At 43.2% G+C, this 25,321-nt stretch carries 20 protein-coding genes; 14 read left to right on the top strand and 6 right to left on the bottom strand.

What is annotated here, in order from left to right; all coding sequences use genetic code 11:
- Window positions 1–53 precede the first annotated feature (53 nt).
- Window positions 54–1,895, top strand: a complete 1,842-nt coding sequence (locus DXX92_RS06940) for a M1 family metallopeptidase (RefSeq protein WP_115999787.1) — start codon at window positions 54–56, stop codon at window positions 1,893–1,895.
- Window positions 1,896–2,019: 124 nt separating this feature from the next.
- Window positions 2,020–2,820 carry a hypothetical protein gene (locus tag DXX92_RS06945; protein WP_115999788.1) on the top strand — a complete coding sequence of 267 codons (801 nt, stop codon included), beginning with the start codon at window positions 2,020–2,022 and terminating at the stop codon, window positions 2,818–2,820.
- A gap of 149 nt (window positions 2,821–2,969) precedes the next feature.
- Here DXX92_RS06945 and miaE read toward each other — a convergent pair whose 3' ends face one another.
- Window positions 2,970–3,746 (bottom strand): tRNA isopentenyl-2-thiomethyl-A-37 hydroxylase MiaE, encoded by a 777-nt coding sequence (miaE, locus tag DXX92_RS06950; protein ID WP_115999789.1) that lies wholly within the window; start codon window positions 3,744–3,746, stop codon window positions 2,970–2,972.
- 264 nt (window positions 3,747–4,010) lie between these two features.
- Between miaE and DXX92_RS06955 the strand changes: the two genes are divergently transcribed.
- Window positions 4,011–5,906, top strand: a complete 1,896-nt coding sequence (locus tag DXX92_RS06955; RefSeq protein WP_115999790.1) for a DUF885 domain-containing protein — start codon at window positions 4,011–4,013, stop codon at window positions 5,904–5,906.
- A 115-nt stretch (window positions 5,907–6,021) separates the two neighbouring features.
- On the opposite strand, the gene DXX92_RS06960 is transcribed toward DXX92_RS06955, so the two are convergent.
- Together DXX92_RS06960 and DXX92_RS06965 are read right to left on the bottom strand one after the other, a co-directional pair.
- Entirely contained in the window at window positions 6,022–6,774 is a 753-nt protein-coding gene (locus DXX92_RS06960) for a UDP-2,3-diacylglucosamine diphosphatase (RefSeq protein ID WP_115999791.1), read from the bottom strand.
- A 62-nt stretch (window positions 6,775–6,836) separates the two neighbouring features.
- Window positions 6,837–7,328 (bottom strand): peptidylprolyl isomerase, encoded by a 492-nt coding sequence (locus DXX92_RS06965; protein ID WP_115999792.1) that lies wholly within the window; start codon window positions 7,326–7,328, stop codon window positions 6,837–6,839.
- Window positions 7,329–7,533: 205 nt separating this feature from the next.
- Between DXX92_RS06965 and cysS the strand changes: the two genes are divergently transcribed.
- Window positions 7,534–8,922 carry a cysteine--tRNA ligase gene (gene cysS, locus DXX92_RS06970; RefSeq protein WP_115999793.1) on the top strand — a complete coding sequence of 463 codons (1,389 nt, stop codon included), beginning with the start codon at window positions 7,534–7,536 and terminating at the stop codon, window positions 8,920–8,922.
- Between the two features lie 143 nt (window positions 8,923–9,065).
- Here cysS and DXX92_RS06975 read toward each other — a convergent pair whose 3' ends face one another.
- On the bottom strand, window positions 9,066–9,767 hold the full coding sequence (locus DXX92_RS06975; protein ID WP_115999794.1) for a hypothetical protein: 702 nt from the start codon (window positions 9,765–9,767) through the stop codon (window positions 9,066–9,068).
- Window positions 9,768–9,877: 110 nt separating this feature from the next.
- Window positions 9,878–10,633 (bottom strand): sulfate transporter CysZ, encoded by a 756-nt coding sequence (gene cysZ / locus DXX92_RS06980; RefSeq protein ID WP_115999795.1) that lies wholly within the window; start codon window positions 10,631–10,633, stop codon window positions 9,878–9,880.
- Window positions 10,634–10,827: 194 nt separating this feature from the next.
- Here cysZ and smc point away from each other — a divergent pair, with 194 nt between their 5' ends.
- The 10 genes from smc (at window position 10,828) to DXX92_RS07030 (ending at window position 23,687) form a co-directional block, all read left to right on the top strand.
- Window positions 10,828–14,448, top strand: coding sequence for a chromosome segregation protein SMC (gene smc / locus DXX92_RS06985; protein ID WP_115999796.1), 3,621 nt, complete (start codon window positions 10,828–10,830; stop codon window positions 14,446–14,448).
- Window positions 14,449–14,460: 12 nt separating this feature from the next.
- On the top strand, window positions 14,461–15,531 hold the full coding sequence (zipA, locus tag DXX92_RS06990) for a cell division protein ZipA (RefSeq protein ID WP_245961422.1): 1,071 nt from the start codon (window positions 14,461–14,463) through the stop codon (window positions 15,529–15,531).
- Between the two features lie 89 nt (window positions 15,532–15,620).
- The gene (ligA, locus tag DXX92_RS06995; RefSeq protein WP_115999797.1) at window positions 15,621–17,654 is read left to right on the top strand and encodes an NAD-dependent DNA ligase LigA; all 2,034 of its coding nucleotides are present in this window, start codon (window positions 15,621–15,623) and stop codon (window positions 17,652–17,654) included.
- A gap of 2 nt (window positions 17,655–17,656) precedes the next feature.
- Window positions 17,657–17,992, top strand: coding sequence for a DUF3392 family protein (locus DXX92_RS07000; protein ID WP_220347631.1), 336 nt, complete (start codon window positions 17,657–17,659; stop codon window positions 17,990–17,992).
- Window positions 17,993–18,068: 76 nt separating this feature from the next.
- Window positions 18,069–18,638, top strand: a complete 570-nt coding sequence (locus DXX92_RS07005; protein WP_115999798.1) for a hypothetical protein — start codon at window positions 18,069–18,071, stop codon at window positions 18,636–18,638.
- Between the two features lie 97 nt (window positions 18,639–18,735).
- On the top strand, window positions 18,736–19,521 hold the full coding sequence (locus DXX92_RS07010; RefSeq protein ID WP_115999799.1) for a M48 family metallopeptidase: 786 nt from the start codon (window positions 18,736–18,738) through the stop codon (window positions 19,519–19,521).
- Between the two features lie 505 nt (window positions 19,522–20,026).
- A complete protein-coding gene (locus DXX92_RS07015) occupies window positions 20,027–20,404 on the top strand; it encodes a response regulator (protein ID WP_115999800.1) in 378 nt (125 codons plus the stop codon).
- A gap of 55 nt (window positions 20,405–20,459) precedes the next feature.
- A complete protein-coding gene (gene apt, locus DXX92_RS07020) occupies window positions 20,460–21,005 on the top strand; it encodes an adenine phosphoribosyltransferase (protein WP_115999801.1) in 546 nt (181 codons plus the stop codon).
- Between the two features lie 6 nt (window positions 21,006–21,011).
- Window positions 21,012–23,258, top strand: coding sequence for a DNA polymerase III subunit gamma/tau (gene dnaX / locus DXX92_RS07025; RefSeq protein ID WP_115999802.1), 2,247 nt, complete (start codon window positions 21,012–21,014; stop codon window positions 23,256–23,258).
- Window positions 23,259–23,357: 99 nt separating this feature from the next.
- On the top strand, window positions 23,358–23,687 hold the full coding sequence (locus tag DXX92_RS07030) for a YbaB/EbfC family nucleoid-associated protein (protein WP_116002332.1): 330 nt from the start codon (window positions 23,358–23,360) through the stop codon (window positions 23,685–23,687).
- 197 nt (window positions 23,688–23,884) lie between these two features.
- Here the strand turns inward: DXX92_RS07030 and DXX92_RS07035 are convergent, their stop codons facing one another.
- Window positions 23,885–25,222 carry a dicarboxylate/amino acid:cation symporter gene (locus DXX92_RS07035; protein WP_115999803.1) on the bottom strand — a complete coding sequence of 446 codons (1,338 nt, stop codon included), beginning with the start codon at window positions 25,220–25,222 and terminating at the stop codon, window positions 23,885–23,887.
- Window positions 25,223–25,321: the final 99 nt, after the last annotated feature.

The raw sequence follows: 25,321 nt of genomic DNA on the forward strand, positions 1-25,321 counted from the left end.
AGGGTTAACTTACAGCCATATTTTTTTGTCTCCTTCATTCACGAGAAAAACTAATGAAAAGAATAATAACGGCATTAGTGTTTTGTGCTGGGCTGGTTGGCAGCGCATTTGCACAAACGAAAGATGCCTATACCTACGCAAATTATGATCAAGTAATAACTACACATACCTACCTAGATTTGGCCATTGATTTTGACAACAAGGCGTTAAAAGGATTTGCCGAGCTAGATTTAAAGTGGTTAGTCGATAACAAGCAGCCAATTTATTTAGATACGCGCGACTTGATTATTCATCGCGTGATGGCAAAGGGCACGGGTGGTGCTTGGCAAAAAGCTGACTATACACTGGCACCTCGCGACAAGGTTTTGGGCAGCAAATTAACGGTCAATGCGCGTATTAAAGCTGACAAACTCAGAATCTATTACGAATCGACCGCCAAGGCTTCAGGTTTACAATGGCTAACGCCAGCGCAAACTGCGGGCAAAAAACTGCCATTTATGTTTAGCCAAAACCAAGCAATTCACGCTCGTTCTTGGATCCCGGTGCAAGACACGCCAAGTGTTCGTATGACATACACAGCACGTATTTCAACGCCTGATAACGTATTGGCAGTGATGAGTGCCAATAATGATCCAGACACTAAGCGCGATGGCGACTATTTCTTCGATATGCCACAAGCGGTACCGCCATACTTAATTGCGATTGCAGCAGGCGATTTGGTGTTCAAACCAATGAGTGACATTACCGGTATTTACGCCGAGCCTAGCTTAGTAGACTCTGCGGTTGCCGAATTTGATGACACCCAAGCTATGATTGATGCAACGGAAGCAATGTATGGTGAATACCGTTGGGGCCGTTACGATTTACTAATTTTGCCACCTAGCTTCCCGTTTGGTGGCATGGAAAATCCGAGACTATCTTTTATCACTCCAACCGTTATTGCTGGTGATAAAAGTTTGGTCAACTTAATCGCCCACGAGTTAGCACATTCTTGGTCAGGTAATTTAGTGACGAACGAAAGCTGGCGCGATTTATGGTTAAACGAAGGTTTTACCAGCTATGTTGAAAACCGCATCATGGAGCGCGTGTTTGGTCGAGATCGCGCTGTAATGGAGCAGTCGTTAGACGCGCAAGGCTTAAGCTATGAAATCGCAGAATTAGCGCCGGGTGATACGCAGTTATACATTGATTTAGTGGGTCGAGACCCAGACGATGCGTTCTCTGGTGTACCGTACACGAAAGGTCAATTATTCCTGATTTACCTAGAGCAAAAATTTGGCCGTGAAATATTTGATAAGTTTGTACGCAAGTATTTTGACGACCATGCTTTCCAACCGCTAGGCACTGCAGCATTCGTTAAATACATTGACTCTGAGCTATTAGCAAAGCACCCAGGTATTGTTTCTCAAGAAGAGATTAACGAATGGATTTTTGAGCAAGGGCTACCAAGCTACGTGCCAAAGCCTAAATCTAATGCATTTACCATCATTGATACGCAAATTAATGACTTCATTACTGGAACATTGTCAGTAGACGCACTACCAACAACTGAGTGGACTGTGCATCAATGGCTGCATTTCATTAATAACCTTCCGTTAACCATCAGCCAAGTGCAAATGCAAGCATTAGATAAGCAGTTCAACCTAACCAATAGCACTAATGCTGAAAAAGCTCACGCTTGGTATTTATTAGCGCTGCGCACTGGCTACGATGCCGTATTCCCCGCAATGGAAAAATATTTAGTGGGCATTGGTCGTCGCAAATTAATTGTGCCACTTTATAAAAAGTTAGCAGAAACCGAGCAAGGTAAAGCGTGGGCAACACGTGTTTATCAGCAAGCTCGCCCAGGCTACCATCCATTGGCCCAAGGTACAGTTGATACAATCTTAAAGTAAAAATTACTACTTGCTACTAGCTAAAACCGCCACCTATGAGCTAACTCGAGTGGCGGTTTTGTTTTTCTGGACTAAAATTCTTGTTGTAAATGGATTACATCAACAACAATAAGGATATTAGTTTATGAAAACACAAGCTTTTCTGCTTGGACTTTGGTGTGTCATTTGTGCCTTAACAGCAACCTCTGCCTCGGCCACATTAATTGGACGAGACCTATCTAACCAAGCCTCGGTAGGCCTAATTAGCTATCAAAATGCATTTACAGATGCATTTGGCTCATCAAGTGATGGTACTCAAATTTATCGCCGAGGAGCAGGCTCAATACCACTTGTTTTCTTAGATGATTCATTGGCCTCAGCCAACGATAGTTTAGGCATAATTAAAGCTGCAGACACTGCGCCATTTTTTGGCCTAGTTGATACCACTAATCCCGATAATCTGAGTGGCGATGTTAATGCTATTTGGCAGTTTGATATTAATGGTTTTAATCAGTTAAGTTTGGCAATTGATATTGCCGCAATGGGAGATTTTGAACCAAGTGATATTTTCTCGATCGAATATCAATTAGATGGTGGTGCTTGGCAGTTAATGCTTTCCGGTACTGCTGACAATGCAGGTCAGCAGACTTATCAATTGGAAAATGGTAATACGACGACGTTGGACGATCCTATGGCTGTCAGCGGCGTTAACCTAACCAATAGTTTTACATCATTTAGCCAAATGATTGTTAACACTGGAAGCACGCTTGGGATAAGAATTTCTGCTAATACCAATGGTGGCACTGAAGCAATTGCGTTTAGGAACATTACGGTCAATGGTACAGCACTATCAGCATCGCCTGTTGAGGTGCCAGAGCCAAGCTATTTAGCTGCGGGCATACTATTACTCATGTCGGTTTCACGAATAAGACAATTAAAGCCTTAAAGTAAGAGGCGAGAATATAAGAGTCGAGAAGAGTATAACAAGAGCGCGCTAATTAGTGAATTAGTAGCGCGCTGCGCTGTTAGCTTTTTGCTGTGCTTGGTGTTTTGCCAAGCTATTAGGAATTAACTTGTTCGTAACCGAGGTTGATTTTACGCCGGCACACCACTATGGAATTTAAAATCAGTATCTGGCGACGAAATTAATTCAGCTTCAATTTCACCAAAGAACTTAATTCGCTCTTCTACTTTATCTTCATTACCTTCGCCAGCGATTTGTTTAGCAAGTGCTAAATAGTCTTGGTAGTGGCGTGCTTCACTTCTTAATAGCGAGATATAGAAGTCGCTAAGTCGCTTATCCACGTGTGGCGCTAGTGCTGCAAATCGTTCGCATGAACGCGCTTCGATATAGGCACCAATAATGAGCTTATCGATTAACGTGTCTGGCTCATAAGTTTTCACATTGCGGATTAGTCCTTTAGCATAGCGAGCAGGCGTAATGCTTCGGTATTCAATATTGTATTCGTCCATGATTTCTAGCACTTGATAGAAGTGATGTAACTCTTCTTTAATCAGTAACACCATTTTATCGATCAAATCCTGACCATAAGGCGAATTAGATTTAGGCAGCACTGATTTAGATAATTTGTTTTTATCGGCGAGTTCGCGCCAATCGCCTTCTTTTTTATAAATTAAGCGTTCAAATGGTTCTAACCACTTGAGCAAAGCGTCGCCGCTTTCTTTATCTACGGCATACTTGCGAATTAAGTACATCGCTTGCTGACCTGCTTTTAACTCACAAACCAGATGATCCAGTAACACCATCGGTAAGTTTTCGGGCTTTTTCGCGGCTTCGATCCACGCTTGAGGTGTTGAGCACTGTAAAAACTGGTTTATTGGTTCAAGTAATGCTTGGTGTTCAGCTTGCATAGAGAGTAATTCGTTGTTTGATCAGATAACAAAAGAGGCGGCATTTTACCTTGTTGGCTGCCAATAAAAAATGATCTGTGTCGTTTTTAGTTAAACGGCCTCAGGTAAAGGAGCATAGTTAAAGAGCCGTAGTAAGTCTGGTTTAGCTATCACGCTTGATTTTCTTCAAAGCATAAGTGTTTATATTTTCTTGCTAGGCGTTTAAAAAGTTGGCTATTATCAATAGCTAACAATATAACGATAATAATGATATAGGGAAGTCAGATGCGTACCTTTATTTTCACTGCCTGTGCTGTCGCCGTATTGGCAGCTTGCCAACCAAGTAATAACACTGGTGAAAGCACAAATGCTCAAGCCAACGCTCAAAATGCTGCAGAAAACCCATCTAGTATTGCTCAGTCGGTTATGACGGAGTCTGAAAAGCTAAATATATGGTTCGATGAAAAATACGAACAGCAGTTACAAATGAACCCGCTAATGATGACCTTCCTTGGCCGCAAAGATCGCTATGACGAATTTAATGCCATGACTCGTGAAGAAGAACAAGCTTTATTGGATTGGCAAGCGGCGAGTGTGAATGAACTAAAGGGGAAGTTTAATTACGAAAAATTAGACGATGACGCAAAAGAGTCTTATGACTTATGGCTTTATCAATATCAGCAAGCAAAAGAAGCGGCTGAATTCCCGAAAAACGGTTATGTCTTTACTCAAATGAATGGTGCACAAGCGTTTTTAACCCAATTTATGATTAACTTTCATAAAGTTGAAGACGTTAGTGACATGCAAGCATACAACAAACGCATTGTTGGCTTATCAAGCGCATTAACAAGTTTACTTTCGCGTGCCAAAGAGCATGCTGAATATGGTGTTAGACCTCCAAAGTTTGCCTACCAAGGTGTGATTGAACAATCAAAAAACGTGATCACGGGGCTACCTTTTAGCGATGATGAAAACGCACAAGATGCGCCTCTTTGGGCTGATGCAAAAGCAAAAGTAAAGGCGTTGACCGAAGCGGGTAAGCTCGATGAAACACAAGCAGCAGAGTTACTTGCGCAAACCAAAGCCGTGCTCGTTAATGACTACTTACCTGCTTACCAAGCCCTAGTTGCTTGGTTTGAAAAAGATATCGTTAATGCTGATGAAATTGCTACCGGTGTGGCGAAACAGCCAAATGGCGTTGATTTTTATAATATGCGCCTCAAGCATTCCACCACCACAGACTTAACCGCAGAAGAGATCCATGCACTTGGCTTAGCTGAGGTTGAGCGTTTAATTGGTGAAATGAAAGCGATTAAAGAAAAGGTTGGATTTGAAGGGGATTTACAAGCCTTTTTCCAGTTTATTAAAACGGATGATCAATTCTTTTACCCAAATAGCGATGAAGGCCGCCAAGGTTATATTACCGACTCCGAAGCGTATTTAGACTACATTAAAGGCCAATTGCCGAATTATTTTGGTATTTTGCCCAAAGCTGATTTAGTGGTAAAACGTGTTGAACCTTTTAGAGAGCAAGATGGCGCTGCTCAGCATTACTTCCCGGGCACCGCTGACGGCTCTCGTCCCGGTGTTTACTACGCTCACCTTTCAGACATGCGCTCTATGCCAAAAAATGAAATGGAAGCCATTGCCTATCACGAAGGTAACCCTGGTCACCATATGCAAATTTCGATAGCAAAAGAGTTAACCGGTATTCCAAAATTCCGCACTAATGCGCAGTTTACCGCTTATGTAGAAGGTTGGGCACTATACTCTGAGCTGTTAGCGAAAGAGATGGGTGCTTATGAAAATGATTATTCTGATTTTGGCCGCTTGATTACTGAGATTTGGCGCGCGGTAAGGTTAGTGGTAGATACAGGTTTGCATGCCAAGGGTTGGACAGAGCAACAAGCGATTGATTACTTTAAAGCGAATTCTCCTGTTGCTGAAGATGCGGTGACTTCAGAGGTGCGTCGTTACCTTGTTTGGCCGGGACAAGCGACAGCCTACAAAATTGGCATGTTAGAGATTCTAAAGCTGCGTGAATATGCCAAAGAGTCGCTAAAAGAGCGTTTTGACATCAAAGGCTTCCACGATACGGTACTTGGCGGCGGCGCGATGCCACTGCCGCTATTGGAAAAACGCGTTAAACGTTGGGTAAATAACGTGAAGCTAAAAGGCTAGTTTATTAGCGATTAATAGCCCGCAAGTTGTTATTACAAATACAGTTTTGGCAATGCGCGGGCTTTTGTCTTTTATCAGTGCTTAACTACTTGCTGTTCAACAGTTAACTGTTCAACTATTTGCGGTCAAATGGCTGGTTTAGTAACTCGTACCCTTGTGGGGTAAACTTAAGCCATGAACCTTGGTCGTACCAATCACCCAATACAACACGCGTGCGTGCCACATTCTCGCTGGTAAAGTGGTGCACATCAGGACGATGGGTATGGCCGTGGATCATTAAATCAACCTGCATATCTGCCATTACGCGTTCAACTTCTTGTTGAGTGACATCCATAATATCTTGAGATTTCATCGCAGTGGAAGCGGCACTTTTCTTCCGATAATTTTCAGCAATGCGCTTACGTAAAAACAAGGGCAAGTTTTTCATAATGCCTTGCCACCACCAACTGCGTGATTTCTTTCGAAACGCTTGGTAAGCAAGATCGCGAGTACATAAGGTATCGCCATGCAAAATAATTAACTCTTGCCGGTAAAGTGAAATCTTTTCAACATCCGGCAGCAGTGTCATACCACTGCGTTTAGCAAATGCTTTGCCCAATAAAAAATCGCGATTGCCTTGGATAAAGAATATTTTAGTTTGTGTACTAAGTGTTTTCAGCGCGTTTGCTATCGTTTCAACAAAAGGGCTATCGTCATCGTCACCGAGCCAATACTCGAATAAGTCACCTAAAATAAACAGCTTTTCAGCCTTCGGTGCTTGGTTTTGTAAAAACGATAAAAAACAAGCGGTAATATCTGGCCTGTTATCGGCGAGGTGCAAGTCAGCAATAAAGTAGCTGACGGGGGAGGTGGTGTTTGAACTGCTCATGTAAAGTAAAAAGTGGCTAAGTGTTTAACTTAACCACTCTCATCTGTACTTAAACTATCGAATTATTCTACGATGGTTTCTTCAACGATGATTTCATCTTTTGGCACATCATCGTGGAAGCCAAAGCGACCTGTTTCAACTGTCGTCATTTTATCAACCACTTCCATGCCTTCAACGACTTCACCAAATACACAGTAGCCCCAGCCTTGAATGTCTTCACTCTTAAAGTCTAAGAAGCCGTTGTCAACTAAGTTGATAAAGTACTGAGCAGACGCTGAATGTGGATCTTGCGTACGTGCCATTGCTAATGTGCCACGCTTATTGCTCAGGCCATTATTTGCTTCGTTTTGAATTGGCTCGCGCGTTGTTTTTTCGTCCATACCAGAAGCGAAACCACCGCCTTGCGCCATAAAGCCTTTAATTACACGGTGAAAAATAGTGCCATTGTAGAAACCGTCTTCAGCGTATTGTTGGAAATTTTTTGCGGTAACAGGAGCGTTGTCAAAGTCTAATTTGATTTTGATATCGCCTAAATTTGTTTTAAAAGTAATCATGAATTTATCCTGTTTTAAAAGTGTTGGCAGATTGTAGCGTAATTAATTCGCTTTTTCTCGTTTTGTCTAAGCTAGGCTGTGGTTTGACTATAAATGATACGTTACAATGGCGCGCTGGGCTGAAGCACGATGAATTGAAAAGCTTGCTTCTTGCCACCAAGGTTATGTTTATTAATTTGTTTGTACTAAAGGAAACCAAAACACAATGTTGCAAATATACAACACCCTAACTCGACAAAAAGAAGTGTTTAAACCTATTGAAGCCAACAAGGTGGGGTTATACGTTTGTGGTGTTACCGTTTACGACTTGTGTCATATAGGCCACGCTAGAACCTATATTGGCTTTGACAACATTGTTCGTTACTTAAGGTTTTCTGGTTACGATGTTAATTACGTACGCAATATCACTGACGTTGAAGATAAAATCATCAAGCGCGCGAATGAAAGTGGCGAGCAACCGCTAGAGCTAGTCGAGCGTAATATTGCAGAAATGTATCAAGACTTTGATGCCTTAAATTTACTGCGCCCAGATATCGAACCACGTGTTACTACGCACATGAACGAAATTATCGAGATGATCGACACACTTGTTGCCAAAAAACACGCTTACGTAGCTGACAGTGGTGATGTGTTGTTCGATGTTTCAAGTTTTAAAGATTACGGTAAATTAAGTGGTCAAAATTTAGAACAGTTGCAAGCGGGTTCACGCGTAGATGTTGATGAAACCAAGAACAACCCACTAGATTTCGTGTTGTGGAAGTCGGCAAAACCTGGCGAGCCATACTGGGAATCACCTTGGGGTAACGGTCGCCCGGGCTGGCACATTGAATGTTCTGCAATGAATGCGAAAGAGCTTGGTCACCATTTTGATATTCACGGTGGCGGCTCTGACTTGTCTTTCCCACATCATGAAAATGAAGTGGCACAAAGCTGCTGTGCATTAGACACACCTTATGTGAACTACTGGATTCACACGGGGATGGTACAAGTGGACCAAGAGAAAATGTCTAAGTCACTGGGCAACTTTTTTACCATTCGTGAAGTATTGGAAAAGTACGATACGGAAACCACGCGCTTTTTCTTAACTTCTGGTCAATACCGTAGCCAGTTAAATTACTCGACGGAAAATCTTGATCAAGCAAGAGCTTCTATTGAGCGAATTTACACTGCGTTACGTGATGTTGATGTACCAGTAGAATTTGTGCTTGATAAAGCACATCCCCAAGTTGCTGAGTTCTGTGCGGCGATGGATGACGACTTTAACACGCCACAAGCGATTGCTGTGTTATTTGAGTTGGCAAAGCAGTTAAACGTTGCCAAGCAACAGGGTGAGCAATCACTCGCAGTAGAGCTTGCTGGAACGCTAAAAGGCTTAGGTGGCTTAATTGGCATTTTACAGCTAGAACCTGCTGAGTTTTTACAAGGTGGTGGTGATAGTGACGAAGTTGCTGAAATTGAAGCTTTGATCGCTCAACGTAACCAAGCGCGTGCAGATAAGAACTGGGCGCTTGCAGATGAAGCACGCGATAAGCTCAAAGCCATGAATATTGTGCTAGAAGATAGCGCTGGTAAAACGACTTGGCGCAAGGCTTAACAAAAGCAAACTATTAGCTTTTGCGAAAGTAGCTATTGCCAGAGGCAGAAACTAAAAAAGCCGCAATTACTCAAATGAGTAATTGCGGCTTTTTATTGTCCGTGTATTCGTGCTTTAACTTGTTAGCTATGGATAGGTTAAAGCTACAGTGCTGCACTCTCTTGCAGTACATCGACTTGGCGACGATTATCTTGCTCTGAAATCACCACACGCGTCGCCACATCTTGCAGGTAAAAGGTAACGTTTAAACGACCACGCTTGCGTTCTTGTTCAACTGGCTCACCATAGTTTTCGCTGTAAAAAGCGATAATTTCGTCTTCGCTAGCCATCGTAAAAAAATTCACTACAGCAGGTAGTTCATCGATAAACTCGGCAAAGACTTTTGCATCGGATAGCACTGGAATAAAAACATCGCCCTCTTCAGGGGTAGGGCGGACAAAATTGTAAGGTGTATCGTCTACAGAACTATCAATATTGGCTTCTGCAGCTTGAACGTCACTCGACAGGTCATCTAAGGTGGTTGATAAATCTGTTTGTTCTTCGTCACTGAACACTTCAGTGGGCATTTCAGCTACTGAGGGTTCAAATTCATCTGTTACCTCAGTTGCTACTTCAGTCGTTTCTTCAGTAGGAGGCACAGAGCTATCAGATGGAGCTTCTTGCTCTTTTGATGCTTGCGCTAAATCAATCATTTTTTCTTCAACGGCTTGTGGCTCGTTTGCTACCTTCTCTACAGGTGTTTCTGTAGTTTGTAGCTCCGTAGAATTTGCATCCGTGTTTTGCGCGCTAGCCCAAGTCAGAGGACATATTGCTAACAAGGCGCCAACGGTTAATTTAGCTTTCATCAAAAATTGCTCCATCACTTTTATTTAACTGTAAAAGTTAGCGATATACGGGTCAACCTTTTTGGGCAAAATAGCTGAAATGAAAAAGAATTCTCGTTGCGAGCTCGCTTTTATATTTGCGTGTCACGGGTGTTAACTTGCGCTTTCATCGCTTGTTTGTGGTGATCAACCCATAGTGCGGTGGCACCGCAAATTGCCACTGGCATGACAATTAAATTAACAAAAGGGATCATTGAAAACAGCGCAGTTGTTATGCCGAAACTGTAGCTTTGACCTTTATGCTCATTAAGACGGCCACGCATTAATTCGAAGTTAATTTTGTGATTATCGAATGGGTAGTCTAAGTATTGAACCGCCATCATCCATGAAACAAACAAAAACCAAATAATTTGCCCAATGAGTGGCAGTACCCACATGATAATAAAAAAGCCAATAGCGCGTGGCAGATAATAACGCAATTTGCACCACTCTCGGCTGAGCGTTCGGGGAATGTCTTTAAACACATCTGATAGGCCACCGCTGTTATCTTGCTGCCCCGTTAATTTTGCTTCTACTTTTTCGGCGAGCAGGCCATTAAAAGGTGCTGCGAGCCAGTTAGCAATAGCGCTAAAAATAAAGGAAAAGCCGATTAAAATCGCGACAACAGCAACTGGCCACACCATATACTCTAGCCAAGCTAACGCCTCTGGTAGCCAGCCTAATAATTGTGAGATGTAATCATTGAGTTGCAGCAGTAGCCAATAAAAAGTAATCCCAAAAATGACCAAGTTAACGGCTAGTGGAATTAATACAAAACGCCTTAACCCTTTGGAGTTAATTAAGTTAAAACCTTGAAAAAAATAGCCGGAACCGCTGTTTGCTAACATATGTGCCTTTGATGTGTCATACGGGCAAAGTGCCGCAGTGATAAATGTGATATTTCCGATTATAAGAAAATTTCATTGCGAGCCAAGGGCTAAGACCACCTTTAAGCGCAATTAGGTGTGACAAAGTATGACAAAATTTGATAAATTGCACCTATAACAAGAACAACTCGGCATCGCCTTAATTTCACCCAGATATGCGTTTAAAACAAATCAAACTTGCTGGTTTTAAATCGTTTGTCGATGTCACAAAAGTTCCTTTTCCTCATCAAATGACTGCGATCGTTGGCCCTAACGGTTGTGGTAAATCAAATATTATCGACGCTGTACGTTGGGTGCTTGGCGAAAGCTCTGCGAAAAACCTGCGTGGCGATGCGATGACTGACGTCATTTTTAATGGCTCCGCTGAGCGAAAGCCTATAGGGCAGGCGAGTGTTGAACTCATTTTCGAAACACAGGGCGAAGGCACGCAGGACCTACTCACCAATAATTTTCACTTGGCGGCTAATCTTGCAGAGCGAAATGAAGTAGCGATCAGACGTACGGTAAATCGCGATGGCCAAAATCTTTACTACCTAAATGGCAGTAAGTGTCGAAAAAAAGACATTACCGACGTGTTTCTTGGCTCTGGTCTTGGTCCAAAAAGCTACGCAATTATTGAACAGGGCATGATTTCTCGGCTGATCGAGTCAAAACCTCAAGAGTTGCGCGTTTTTGTGGAAGAAGCCGCAGGCGTTTCAAAATACAAGGAGCGCCGCCGTGAAACCGAACTAAAACTCGGCCATACCAGTGATAATTTGTCACGCCTTGCCGATATCAGTCAAGAGATTGGCATTCACCTTAATGTGTTAGATCAGCAAGCGCAGCAAGCAGGCCAATATCGCAAGCTAAAAGCACAAGAACGTGAACTGAAATCGATTATTGCAACGGTAAAATATCAATCGGCACAAAAGCAGTTAGATAAGCTCAATACCGTGATTGCTGAGTTAAACCTGCACATGGCAGAGGCGAAAAACGCACTAAGTGAACAGAAATTTGCCCTGTCCAAACAAGAACAAGCGATAGAGCAGGATTACAAAACGTTGAGCGACGCTCAACATACGTTAACCAGTACAAATCAAGAGCACAGTCGTTACCAGCAAGAACTTGCCACCGCTCAGCATTTATTGAGTAACAATGAAAAGCAAGTCGCCCGTTATTTGCAAAAGCAGCAAGATATTGTCGCCAAAAGCGAGCAGTATCATCAAGAAATTGCTCGCTGGCAGGAAAAACTAGCGGCACTTGCCCCACAAACATTAGCGGCAGAGCAAGCACTTGTGAGCGCTAAAGCTGAGCTGTTGAGCCTTGAACAGCAAGTGGCATCACAAGAACAGCTTGTGCAAACGCAAAGCCGAGAGCGCCTAGCCGCCCAAGAGCAGCGTTTGGCGCAGCAAGAAGCTCAACTGGCGGGCCAAGAACTATTGGCTAAGTTAACTGCTCAGCTAGAAGCAAAGCAATTGCAATTCAAAGAGCTTAGTGAACAGCCAGTAGCAGACCTGAGCGCGCTAACAGATAAAATTCAGCGATTAAAAGACGAAATTACTATCGGCCAAGCTGAACTAAACGCGCAAGCCGAAAGTAACAACCAGCTTGAACAAGATATCAAACAAGCAGAGTTAGCCTTAGCTGACAACACGCAATTGCAATTGTCTTTCAACCTGCAATTGGCACAATTAACCAAGCAACTTGCGGTAAAAGAAGAGTGGCAAAGTGAATGTGAGCACTGGCTTACGGCGCAAGGCATTACTAAATTTAATAGTTATCGCGAGGCGATTTCAGTTGATAAAAATTGGCAGGCCGCTATAGACAAAGTACTCGGCCAATGGTTGGACGCTTATTTACTTAGCGCTAATGACTACCAGCTTATATCATCTAATATTTCGAATACGCTAGAGAGGGGCGTAGGCGATTCTCATAGCGATTCTAAAAACAATTCTCAGAACAGTTCTCAAAATAATGAGCATAAAGCTGCTGAGCGGTTTTGGTTAATTAACCAAGAAAACCTCGACCAACATGCCAATATTGGCAGTTTAGCCAGTAAAGTAACGACTCAACTTGGGTTTGTGTCTTTGCTCAACCAAGTTAAAGTCGCAGAAGATGAAGCCTCGCTACAAGCCATGTTGGCATCAGTGGATACGCTAACAGATGAGCAATACATCATTAGTGCTGACGGCACCTTGTGGTCAAGGGCGATATTGTCAAAGGGGCGAGCATCACAAGGCATTAACCGTTTAGCCTTGCAGTGTGAGTATGATGAGCTTAACCAGCAAATAGCTGAGCTATCGCCAATTGTTGATGAGCAGTCAGAAAAGCTGAAACAGCTAAAAGATCAGCAACAGTCTCTTGCACAGCAAAATACCGTGATTGCTAATCAGCTTGCTGAGCAAAAATTAGCGCTACAAAAAGTGCAAAGCGAGTATGATTTTGCTCAATCACAAATTGAACAGCGAAATCGTCAGTTAGCTCAGCTTTCTCAAGAGCTGACTGCGCTAACGCTAGAACAACAAAGTGCTATTTCAACAATAGAGCAGAGCAAAGCAGGACAAGCTACTGAAGCGCTAAGCGTTGAGGCTATCGAGCAAAGTGAACAAGCTTTACGGACGCTGCAAGAGCAGCTAGCTGCACTAGTTGCGCAAAAACATGCGAAGCAACAAGCACTCAATGATGCGCAGCAACAATTGCAGCAGTTACAGCTTCAACACCAACAACACTCGTTAAGCCTTCGACAAAGCGAATTGCAATTGGCTCACACCAGTGAGCAGCGCCATAGTACGGATGATCAATTAAGTCATTATCAACAAGAATTGGCACAATTGCCCAAAACGGCAACGCTTGAGCAACAAGTCGTTGCTGCCAACGAAAGTGTTGAAAAAGCCAAGGTAAAACTTGCCAGTGCTGAATTGCAACTGGATGAAAGCAAGGCTAAGAAGTCCCAGCTAGCGCAGCAAATTGCCCAATTGGAGACAAAAGTTAATCAGCACAACGATACGGCTCATCAACAAGCGTTGAAAAAAGAGCAACTCGTTTTTGAATTAAACGCTGCAAAAGAGTCACTCAGCGAGTTGAAAGAGCTTAATCAACAGCAAGTGTTTGGTGAGCCAACAGGTTCAGTGGCTAGTTATCAGCAACAGCTAAAACAAGTGCAACGCCAGCTTGGAGAGCTTGGAGCGGTTAATTTAGCAGCGATTGATGAGTTTCAACTGCAACAAACGCGAAAAAATCAAATAGATTTACAAATTGAGGATTTAACTCAAGCAGTTGCCACGTTAGAATCTGCAATAGCAAAGATTGATAAAGAAAGTCGGCAGAAGTTTAAAACCACTTTTGAGCAGATTAACCAAGGGTTTTCTGCACTTTTCCCGAAAGTGTTTGGCGGCGGGCAAGCCTATTTGGCATTAACGTCAGATGATTTGCTTGATACTGGCGTGACCATTATGGCGCGTCCTCCTGGCAAAAAAAATAGTACAATTCATTTGCTCTCAGGTGGAGAAAAGGCGCTAACGGCATTATCATTAGTGTTCGCCATTTTCCGACTGACACCAGCACCATTTTGTATGCTGGATGAAGTAGACGCACCGCTAGATGACGCCAATGTTGAGCGTTTTTGTAATCTGGTTGGTGAAATGTCTAAAACTGTGCAATTTATATATATCAGTCATAATAAAATCGCGATGGAGATGGCTTCTCATCTTACGGGGGTAACCATGATGGAACCCGGTGTGTCTCGCATGGTCTCAGTAGACATAGATGAAGCAATCGCCATGGCAGAAGTATCATAATAAACAGGCTCGATGATGGAAGATAATTTTCGAAACGCATTAATCATTATCAGTGCAATTGTAATTGCCGCCATTTTTATCCACGGTTTGTGGACTATTCGCAAAAACAAAAATCCGTATAAGTTAAAAACAAGTGATACCAAAGTTGAGCCGATGTCGCGCGACTTTGATGGCAAAGGGTTCGATCAAGATGGCGTAAGCGAGGCGAGAGTTGTTGCCGATTCCGCGCTTACTGGCGAAATTGAGCACCCGCCAGCAGATGAAGAAATTCCTAATCACCCCGCGCCTGCACCGGCATACAATGATGAACCTTTGCCGGTGGATATTGCTGAACAAACTGTTGCTCCTGAGTTGCCAGAGGAAGAAAAAGCAGCACCAGCGGCCGAAGAGCTGGTTCTAGAATCTGAGCCTAGCGTTTACCAAACTCCGGTCACTCAAGCTAAGCCGAAAGTTGCTACACCTGCTTCTGCTGCCAATGCTGTAAAAGCACCTAGCGGTGCGGCGCTCAAGAAAAATCAAATTGAGCTGAATTTTGATGACAGTATTGACACTACAGATGCTAGTGACCGCAAAGAGCCAACCTTTGGCGCTCAGCCAAGTGATGATGTTGAAGCTTCTGACAATGCGCCAACGCTCGAGCAACCAGAGATTGAAACAGAAGTTATTGTGTTATCTGTGGTTATGTCGCAAGGACAATTAATGTCTGGTGCGGCGTTATTACCAAGCCTGCTAACCCTGGGCATGAAGTACGGTGATATGAATATTTTCCATCGCCATCAAGACAGTGCTGGCAACGGCAAAGTTACCTTTAGCCTAGCGAATATGATGAATCCTGGCACCTTTGATTTAGACAATATGGAAAACTTTAATACGCAAGGGGTCAGCATGTTTATGACCTTGCCGAATGCAGGTGATCCATTTGAAGTATTTGAACAAATGTTAGCGGCTGCTAAACAGCTTGCACAAGAGTTTAATGGTCAGATCCTTGATGACAAGCGCAGCGCGATGACCAAGCAAACTGAACAGCATTACTTGAGCAAAATCAGAGAGTTCGATCGCAAACAACGTATTGCGCAAAGTTAATATAATGAGTTAGTAGATAAAAAGCCTCCAGTTGGAGGCTTTTTTCACGACTTTTTTCACCACGCTTTCACCAAAGAATAGAATTGAATATGTCACTAGAAACTGCACAGCAGCAAGCGGAAAAAATTTCCGAGCAAATCCGCCAGTATAATCACGAATACTACGTGCTAGACCAGCCTTCTGTACCTGATGCCGAGTACGATCGACTAATGCGCGAACTTATTGCTATCGAAACAGAATTCCCAGCGCTAAAAAGCATAGATTCGCCGTCGCAAAAAGTAGGTGGAGAGGCGCTAAAAGCCTTTACGCAAGTGACTCATCAATTACCTATGCTATCGCTTGATAACGTCTTCTCCCAAGAAGAGTGGCAGGCTTTTGTTACCCGTATCAATGACCGATTGGCAAGCAGTAAAACACTAGCGTTTTGTGCAGAGCCTAAACTTGATGGCTTAGCGGTTAGCTTACGTTACGAGCAAGGTGTGCTGGTGCAAGCGGCAACGCGAGGAGACGGGACAACGGGTGAAAATATCACGGAAAATATTCGCACGATTAAATCAATTCCCTTAAAACTGATGGGCACTGATTATCCAGCGGTGTTGGAAGTACGTGGAGAAGTATTTATGCCCAAAGCCAGCTTTGAGCAGCTTAATGAGCGCGCCAAAGCGAAAGGTGAAAAGGTATTTGCTAATCCGCGTAATGCTGCTGCTGGTAGCCTACGTCAGCTAGATTCTAAAATTACCGCACAGCGTAACCTTGCTTTTTATGCCTACGGTATTGGTTATGTTAGCGATGAAGGTCAAGCTTGGTTAGCTGGCTCCCACTTCGCTCGTTTAAACCAGCTTAAGACGGTTGGTATGCCAATGTGTCCAGAGGTGAAGTTCTTAGCCAATGCTAGCGAATGCGAGGCGTTTTATCAGGATATTCTTAATAAACGCGACGCTTTAAGCTATGAAATTGATGGCACGGTATTGAAAGTTGATGATATTGCGCTGCAACAGCAACTGGGTTTTGTTGCTAGAGCACCGCGTTGGGCAACAGCTTATAAATTCCCAGCCCAAGAGGAAATTACATTACTTGAAGATGTGGAGTTTCAAGTAGGGCGCACTGGCGCAATTACGCCGGTAGCTCGATTAAAGCCAGTATTTGTTGGTGGGGTAACGGTAAGTAATGCAACCTTACACAATCAAGATGAGATTGATCGCTTAGGGCTACAGAAAGGCGACACTGTGGTCATTCGACGCGCAGGTGATGTGATTCCGCAAGTGGTTAGCGTGGTTGTTGAACGCCGCCCAGATGATGCCATGCCAGTAGTATTCCCAAACGCTTGCCCGGTGTGCGACTCTCCGGTCACTAAACCTGAAGGTGAAGCTGTGCTGCGTTGTGCTGGTGGCTTAATTTGTGGTGCTCAGCGCAAAGAAGCGATCAAACATTTTGCTTCGCGTAAAGCCTTCGATGTTGATGGTTTAGGTGACAAGTTAGTTGAGCAGTTGGTAGACGAAAACCTGATTACAACCCCTGCTGACTTATTTGACTTAAACGAGCTACAAATTAGCAGCTTGGAACGTATGGGGAAGAAGTCAGCAGAGAAACTCGTTGCTTCATTAGAAACAGCGAAAAAAACCACGCTAGCTAAATTTATTTATGCGTTAGGTATTCGTGAAGTCGGCGAAGCGACTGCTGCGAATTTAGCTAATCATTATCTAACATTAGAAGCGGTGCAGCAGGCTAACCGAGAATCTCTGCAATCAGTATCTGATGTTGGTGAAGTGGTTGCCAATAACATCGCAACTTTCTTTGCTCAAGAAACGAACTTAGCGGTTATTGAAAAGTTGCTAAATGCCGGTGTAACTTGGCCAGCAATAGCCGTTAAATCGGTAGATGAGCAGCCACTTATCGACCAAACTTTTGTGTTAACTGGCACCTTGTCGCAAATGGGGCGAAATGAGGCTAAAGCAAAACTTCAGGCCTTGGGTGCAAAAGTTTCTGGTAGTGTTTCTGCTAAAACGCATTATCTTGTTGCAGGTGAAAAGGCAGGCTCAAAATTGACCAAGGCACAAGACTTGGGCGTAGCGGTGCTAACTGAGCAAGATCTAGTTGATTTGCTAGCCAAGCACGGGGCTTAATAGTGCAAGCGCAGTTAATAGAATTGGCGGGTCAGTTAGGTCAGTGGTTTAGACCGTATCAAGGGCAATGTGCAATGGCGATCATTGCGACATTGTTGGTACTATTTGGTGGTGAAATTTCTCAATCGATTCGCCAGCTTATTAAAAATCAGCACTTAGTGGTACGCACGTTAATTTTTGTTCTAGTTTGTGCGTTTGGTTATGGTGCCGCAACTGTATGGCTAAGTGGATTGTTAGCTGAGTTATTGGCGCAAATTTCTGATCTATACCTAGTACCGGTTGTGGTATCTGTGTTTGTTGGACTAGGCATGTACGCACAAAAACAGCGGCATATATAGGTGTTATACACAATAGTTGAGCCCTAACGTAAAATAAAAATACTGGGCTAACGACAACAGCAAAGCGAAGAGAATAATGAATGTAAAAGCGATAGGTATTTTAGTTGTTTTATGGGGTTCAACAATGGTGAGCAGCGCTATGGCTGACCAGCATAAGCTAAACATAAGTGAGGACGCTTTGGTTAAATCAATTGCTGTCACCGCTAGCGAACTAAGTGATAGTGCGGGTTTAAGTTACGTTGGTGGCATAGTTCAACAAGACATTATCGCTGGCTATTTGCAGCAGTTACAGGCTATTGAAACTGATGCTTTTAAAACACTCAGAGCTGGCCAAGCCAACCGCGACCATGGCAAGTTTCACGTCACCTTAATTAATCCTTATGAGATCAAAGAGGTTAGTGAGCAGCAAGTTAACGCGTTATTAGCCAGTGGTCGTCAAATTAAGTTTCAGGTGAAAGGGTTAGGGCGTGTCATAAAAGACCAAGGGAAAGCGTATTTTGTGGTACTTAGTTCGGAGCAAGCAGATGACTTACGTAAGGCATTTGGCCTAGCGCCAAAAGACTTTCACATTACCTTGGGCTTCTCGCCATCAGACATTTATGGGGTTAGTAAAGACGAAAGCACGCTTGTTAAAGTTTCGCCCTAGTCAACATTGCACCTTAGTAAGTTGTTTAAGCTAGTGAATACCCCCACAACAATACACAATAAAAAACAAATGATAACGTTAGGTAGAAGGAATTCATATGAAACGTAGTTTGGCAGTAGTCGCATTGGCCTTGTTCATTAATGCTTGTTCTACATCGTCAACGGGACGCCAGCAGATCACCTTATTTTCCGCTGGCGAGCTTAATAAAATGGGCGCATCTTCGTTTGAGCAGTTAAAAGAAAAAGAGAAAATCTACCAAGATAGCAAAACTAATCAATATGTTCGCTGTATTTCTGACGACATTATTCAACAATTGCCAGGCCAGCCTAAGGCAAGTGATTGGGAAGTGGTGGTATTTGACTCTGAGCAAGTGAATGCTTTTGCGCTACCGGGGGGCAAAATAGGTGTTTACACTGGCATTTTAAAGGTTGCTGAAACGCCTGCACAGTTAGCAGCCATTATTGGTCATGAGGTTGCCCATGTTATTGAGCAGCACTCTAATGAACGTATGTCTTCAGGCCAATTGGCACAAATTGGCTTGCAAGCTGCTGACGCAGCACTGGCTAGCCAAAATGTGCAAAATCGAAATGCATGGATGGCTGGGTTAGGTTTGGGGTTACAGTATGGCGTGTTAATGCCTTATGGACGCACGCATGAGTCAGAGGCTGATATTGTTGGTCAAAAATTAATGGCCAAAGCTGGCTATGATCCACAGGCAGCTATTCAGCTATGGCGCAATATGGCAAAGGTGAGCAAGGGCGCTCCGCCAGAGTTTTTATCAACTCACCCATCAAGCGATACACGAATTCGTCAGTTAACCAATAATTTGCCTAATGTTAATGGCGACTACCAAGCATCTGTTAAAGGGCAATGTCGCCGTTAGTACGCTTTATTGGCCTGTATTGGTCTTAGTTGGTTTTTAGCCCAGTATTGATTCTGCTGGGCTTAATTCGCTAATAACATCAGGCTGAAAAAGTATGATTGCACAGCGTTAGCTGTAGATTTTGTTGTGAGCTTTCTTGTCATTGTCTTGGTAAATACTGGGCTAAATGACGAATCGAAGTATTATTTTTAACTCACAAACGCTACCAACTAACATAAATAGCTCAGTAACTTAGCCTGCATATTAACTGCCAACATGTTGGCTATAAACTTGATCTAGATCAAAATCTCTGTTCATAAAATCAATCATCTATTATAATGCGCGACGTTTTTAACCTGTGTAGGAAGTAGAAGATGTCTCACAACGAGAATTTCAAAGATAGTGCGTCAAAGCGTCATTTGTTTTTAGCTCTAGTTGCCCTAGTTTCAATGCCTTTATTACCTATGCTAATGGGCTGGTACACTTACCTAGCTTAATAGGTTCTGCTGGATCACAGCATATCTCGATGAACATTTTAGTGGTAGATGATAATGCTGCCGTATTGGCACAAATCAATTGCTTGCTCGCTGGCCGTGGGCACCATGTGACCAATGCGAAAAATGGCTTAGATGGTTATAAAAAATACCAAGAACAGCCTTTTGATTTGCTTATTATCGACCACTTAATGCCATTAATGGATGGTGTTAAGCTGCTAAAAAACATCAGTCAAGACGAGCACTTGATCCCTATCATTTTTATGACCACCCAAGGTCGTGAGTCAATGAAGCATTTAATCGAACAATCGCTTTGTGATTGTATTCTCGACAAGCCCATTGATGATGTTAAATTCCTAACATTAATCGCCCAACTGAACAAGCAAAATACTCGCGTCGCCTCTCTGTAAAAATTGTTTAAATTCATTTATCCTTAACCTCCAAGATTAAGACTCAAATGAAGCAATGACAGAATCAGATATTTCACTTTTAAAAAGTGCCATTCACACCATCGAAGATTACCCAAAACCAGGCATTATGTTTCGTGATGTCACGGGGATTTTAGAGAACCACCAAGCTTTTTCGTTAACAATTGAACTGCTTAAAAATAAATATGCAGACCAAGGGATTACCAAAATAGTTGGTACGGAAGCAAGAGGCTTCTTATTCGGTGCGCCATTAGCTTTAGCATTAGGCGTTGGCTTTGTGCCAGTGCGTAAACCAGGCAAACTACCTCGCGAAACCTTCGCACAAGACTACGAATTAGAATACGGTACTGATACCTTAGAAATTCATCAAGACGCTTTACTACCAGAAGACAAAGTACTGATTGTTGATGACTTGTTAGCAACTGGCGGCACTATTGAAGCAACTACCGCGTTAATTCGTCGCGTAGGCGCAACAACACAAGATGCTGCGTTCGTTATTTCATTACCTGACTTAGGTGGTGAAGAAAAGCTAGCTGCGCTTGGCTTGAACATTACTACGCTAATTCAGTACGAAGGCGAATAATACCCAATGAGCTATCAAGTGCTGGCGCGCAAGTGGCGCCCAAAAACCTTTGCTGAGTTGATGGGACAAGAGCACGTTGTTTCTGTGCTTGTTAATGCAATTAGCCAGCAACGCTTACACCACGCGTACTTATTTACCGGTACGCGCGGTGTTGGTAAAACCACGATAGCTCGAATTTTTGCTAAGAGTTTAAACTGTGAGCAAGGGGTTAGCACTGAACCTTGTGGCAAGTGTGATACTTGCTTAGACATCGACCAAGGGCGCTTTGTTGATTTATTGGAAATTGACGCAGCTTCGCGAACAAAGGTTGATGATACGCGCGAAATTTTAGACAACGTGCAATATGCGCCAACACGTGGTCGTTACAAAGTGTATTTGATTGATGAAGTGCATATGCTGTCGAGAAGCAGTTTTAATGCGCTGCTTAAAACACTTGAAGAGCCGCCTGAACACGTTAAATTTATTCTCGCCACAACGGATCCACAAAAACTACCTGTAACCGTGTTATCGCGTTGTTTACAGTTCCATTTAAAAGCCTTGTCTGTTGCGCAAATTGAACAGCAACTAGAGAAGATTCTCAACGCCGAACAAGTGACATTCGAAGCTGAAAGCTTAAATGTGCTAGCGAAAGCCGCTCGCGGCAGTATGCGTGATTCACTGAGTTTGACAGATCAAGCCATTGCTCAAGGGCAAGGCCATATCAGTGTTGATAATTTGCAGCACATGCTGGGCGGTGTGGATCAGCATTGGCCGTATAAAATCGTTATCGCCTTGGTCAAGCAAGATACCAGTGGATTGATGGCGTTGTCGCAAGAAATTGCCGCTTATGCGCCGAGTTACCAGCGCTTGCATGCTGAGTTGTTGCAGTTGTTGCACAATGTGGCGATGTACCAAATTACCGAGCAACATTTTGATCTTTCTTCAGAGCACAGCAAGCTGATCAAAAAATTTGCTGGTGCGATGTCTGCACAAGATATTCAGCTGTATTACCAACTCGTGCTTAATGGTAGAAAAGACTTACCTTATGCAGGAGATGAACAAGCTGCATTTGATATGACTTTGTTGAGGCTATTAGCCTTTAAGCCGATGGCAGGTGTCGATATTGCTGCACCAGCTATTAGCATGGAGCAAAATACTTCAGCACAAAATACTTCAGCACAGAACAAAGCCGAAAGCTACGCAGAGAAAGACACCACTGTAACAGACTTTGATGAAGTCACCCTACCTGAGACACAAGTTACCCAGACTGCTCAGGTGGCTCAAGCGACTAAGGTGGCTCAAGAGAATGAGCAAGAAACGACAACTCATCCTGAATCTATTTCAGTCGCAGCAGGCGACAGCAGTGCCAATCAAACACAGGCCGAAATAAACGGCATAATAAAGGATGAAATACAGGCTGAAGAGGTAAGTGAGCAGCAACTTGCTCAAGAGTTGCAGGCAATAGAGCAACAAGCTCAGTCACAAACAGCAAATATACAAAACGCACAGTTGCAAGAGCCGCAATTTAAGGAAGCGGTTGTTAATCAGGCGACATTCGAAACTACTGCAGATGCAACAGCGAACATTACGCAAAATGTTGCTCAAGATGTGTTGCCCGAAGCAAGTCAGCCTGCAACAGAAACAGCCCAAACTTCTTCAGAAGATGGTTTGTTAAGTGCGAGTGTGGAATCGGCATTAGCGACTCGAAATATGCTTCGAAGCCGTAAGAAAAAGCTGGAGAGCAAGTCGGTAAAAAAGCCTGACGACGCGACTGAGCGTCAGACTCTTGCAGCACAAGCTAAGCCCAAACCTGATGTTCCTGCACCTGAAACTATACCAGAGCAGGGATTCGCGATAGAGCAGGTTGATCCCTCAATAATCAAAAAAGCGAACCAGGTCGATAAATGGGCGAATATGATTGACGCTATGGCGCTCAATGGCCGTTTACGAATTTTGGCTCAGCAGTCAGTTATTGGCAAAGCAACCACTGACAATCATCTGGTACTAGAATTAAACCAGTCAGCTAAGCATTTGATCACTGATTCGGCATTAACCCAGCTGCGCAGCTTTGTGTCTGAGCATTTTAGTCAGCCAATGCAGGTTGATTTGGTTGTAGTAGACGAAACTATTGACGATCCGCTGCAGATTCAAAGTCAAATCAATGACAAACGATATGATTACGCTAAGCAAGTACTAGCCTCTGACCCTATCGTTAACTATTTACAAACAAACTTTCAAGCGGTGCTCGATGAGTCGAGTATCGTGGCAAGATAGTGCAAGCATCGATCAACAAAACCACTTGGTAAACCCTAATTCCCTTGAATTGTTTACCAAGAGTCACTATCTTTGGCAACAACTACGTATTGGAGACATATTATGATGAAAGGTGGCATGGGCAACTTAATGAAGCAAGCCCAGCAAATGCAAGCAAAAATGCAAAAAGCACAAGAAGAACTGGCAAATATGGAAGTTGTTGGTGAATCTGGCGCAGGTATGGTTAAAGTAACCATGACGGGCTCTCACAGTGTACGCCGTGTTGAAATTGACGAGAGTTTAATGGAAGACGACAAAGACATGGTTGAAGACCTTGTTGCTGCTGCATTTAACGATGCTGTACGTCGCGTAGAAGAGCAAAACAAATCTAAAATGGCAGACCTTACTGGTGGTATGCAGATGCCTCCAGGCTTTAAAATGCCGTTCTAAAAGAGAACCCCATAAAAGTAGCGCCTTGCGGCGCTATTTTTTTATCTGCGAATTACTTTGCTCAAGAATTATGGGTCAATCTAGCAGACACAAAAAAGCCCGAATTAAATCGGGCTTAATCATATTTCTGGCTTAACCGTCTTTCTGGTTTAACCATAGCTTAGTATTGATTGGCTAATACAACATAGTGCTGACAATTAGTCTTTTAAGTGATGAAAGTCGATATTCTCAATATCTTTTCCAGCATCTAAGTTGTGGTAAGTATCTGATTCGAATTGTCCTTCAGATTTACCTACAACAAGCGATACCATGCTATCACCCGTTACATTAACCGCCGTACGTGTCATATCTAGTAGTCGGTCAACACCGATTATCAATGCAATGCCTTCTACAGGTAACCCAACTTGCTCTAGCACCATAGCTAACATAATTAAGCCAACGCCTGGCACACCCGCCGTACCAATAGACGCTAATGTTGCTGTTAGTACGACCATAAGGTAATCAACGAGTGTTAAGTCTTGGTTAAACACTTGCGCAATAAATACCGTGGCAACACCTTGCATAATTGCAGTGCCGTCCATATTAATGGTGGCGCCAAGCGGCACAGTAAATGAAGCGATAGAGTTTTTTACCCCCATCTTTTTCGTTGCTGTTTCAAGTGTAATAGGAATTGTGGCATTACTGCTTGATGTAGAGAAAGCAAAGATAGCGGCTTCGCGCATTTTCTTAAGGAAAATAACAGGGTTTAAGCCAGTAAATGCTTTCAGCAAAACAGGGTAGGTAAGTAAACCGTGAATCACTAGGGCGAAGAATACGACTAAAAAGTAAACAATTAAATTGCCAAAGGTTTCGATAGACAAGTCGGTAAACAGACCTGCTAATAAACAGAATACACCGTATGGCGCGATGTTCATTAGAATGGTCACAAGGCGCATAATAACAACATTTAAGTCTTCAAAAATACCTGCAATACGCTCACCCGCTTGGCCTGAAAGGGCTATCGCAATACCAAATAGCAATGCGAAAACGATCACTTGCAGCATGTTACCTTCGGCAAAGGCCGCAAACGGATTGCTGGGGAACATGTTGATAATGGTTTGTGCAAGCGATGGCGCCTCACGACTGGCGAAGGTGGTATCTGCTGCCATATTAACCCCTTCACCTGGGCTAATAACCATGGCTAAGGTCATCGCGAAGCTAATCGCGATTGCTGTAGTAATAAGATAAAGGCCAACGGCCTTACCCCCTATTTTTCCAAGCTTAGAGGTGTCCTTTAATGAGCAAGTACCGCAAATTAGCGATACAAATACCAAGGGCACAACCAGCATTTGTAAGCTGGCAATAAAGATTTTACCGACAACTTCAAAAATACCATCCACTAAAAAGGCGCGAAGTGAAAAATCAAAAAGGCCGAGTGGAATAACAAAATCTTTGCCGTTGGGCATTAACCATTGCAACAGGGCGCCAAGTAAAATGCCTGAAACCATTGCGGTAACAATGCGGCGCGTTAGATTTGAACTTTGATCTGACGACATGGTATCGAATACAACCAATTATTGTTATAGAAATTTGGCTGTAAGAGTAACAGTTAAATTTAATTGAAAAAACTAAATTAATTGCTTAACTGCTCTGGC

It is taken from the genome of Thalassotalea euphylliae, assembly GCF_003390395.1.
GTDB lineage: Bacteria > Pseudomonadota > Gammaproteobacteria > Enterobacterales > Alteromonadaceae > Thalassotalea_F > Thalassotalea_F euphylliae_C.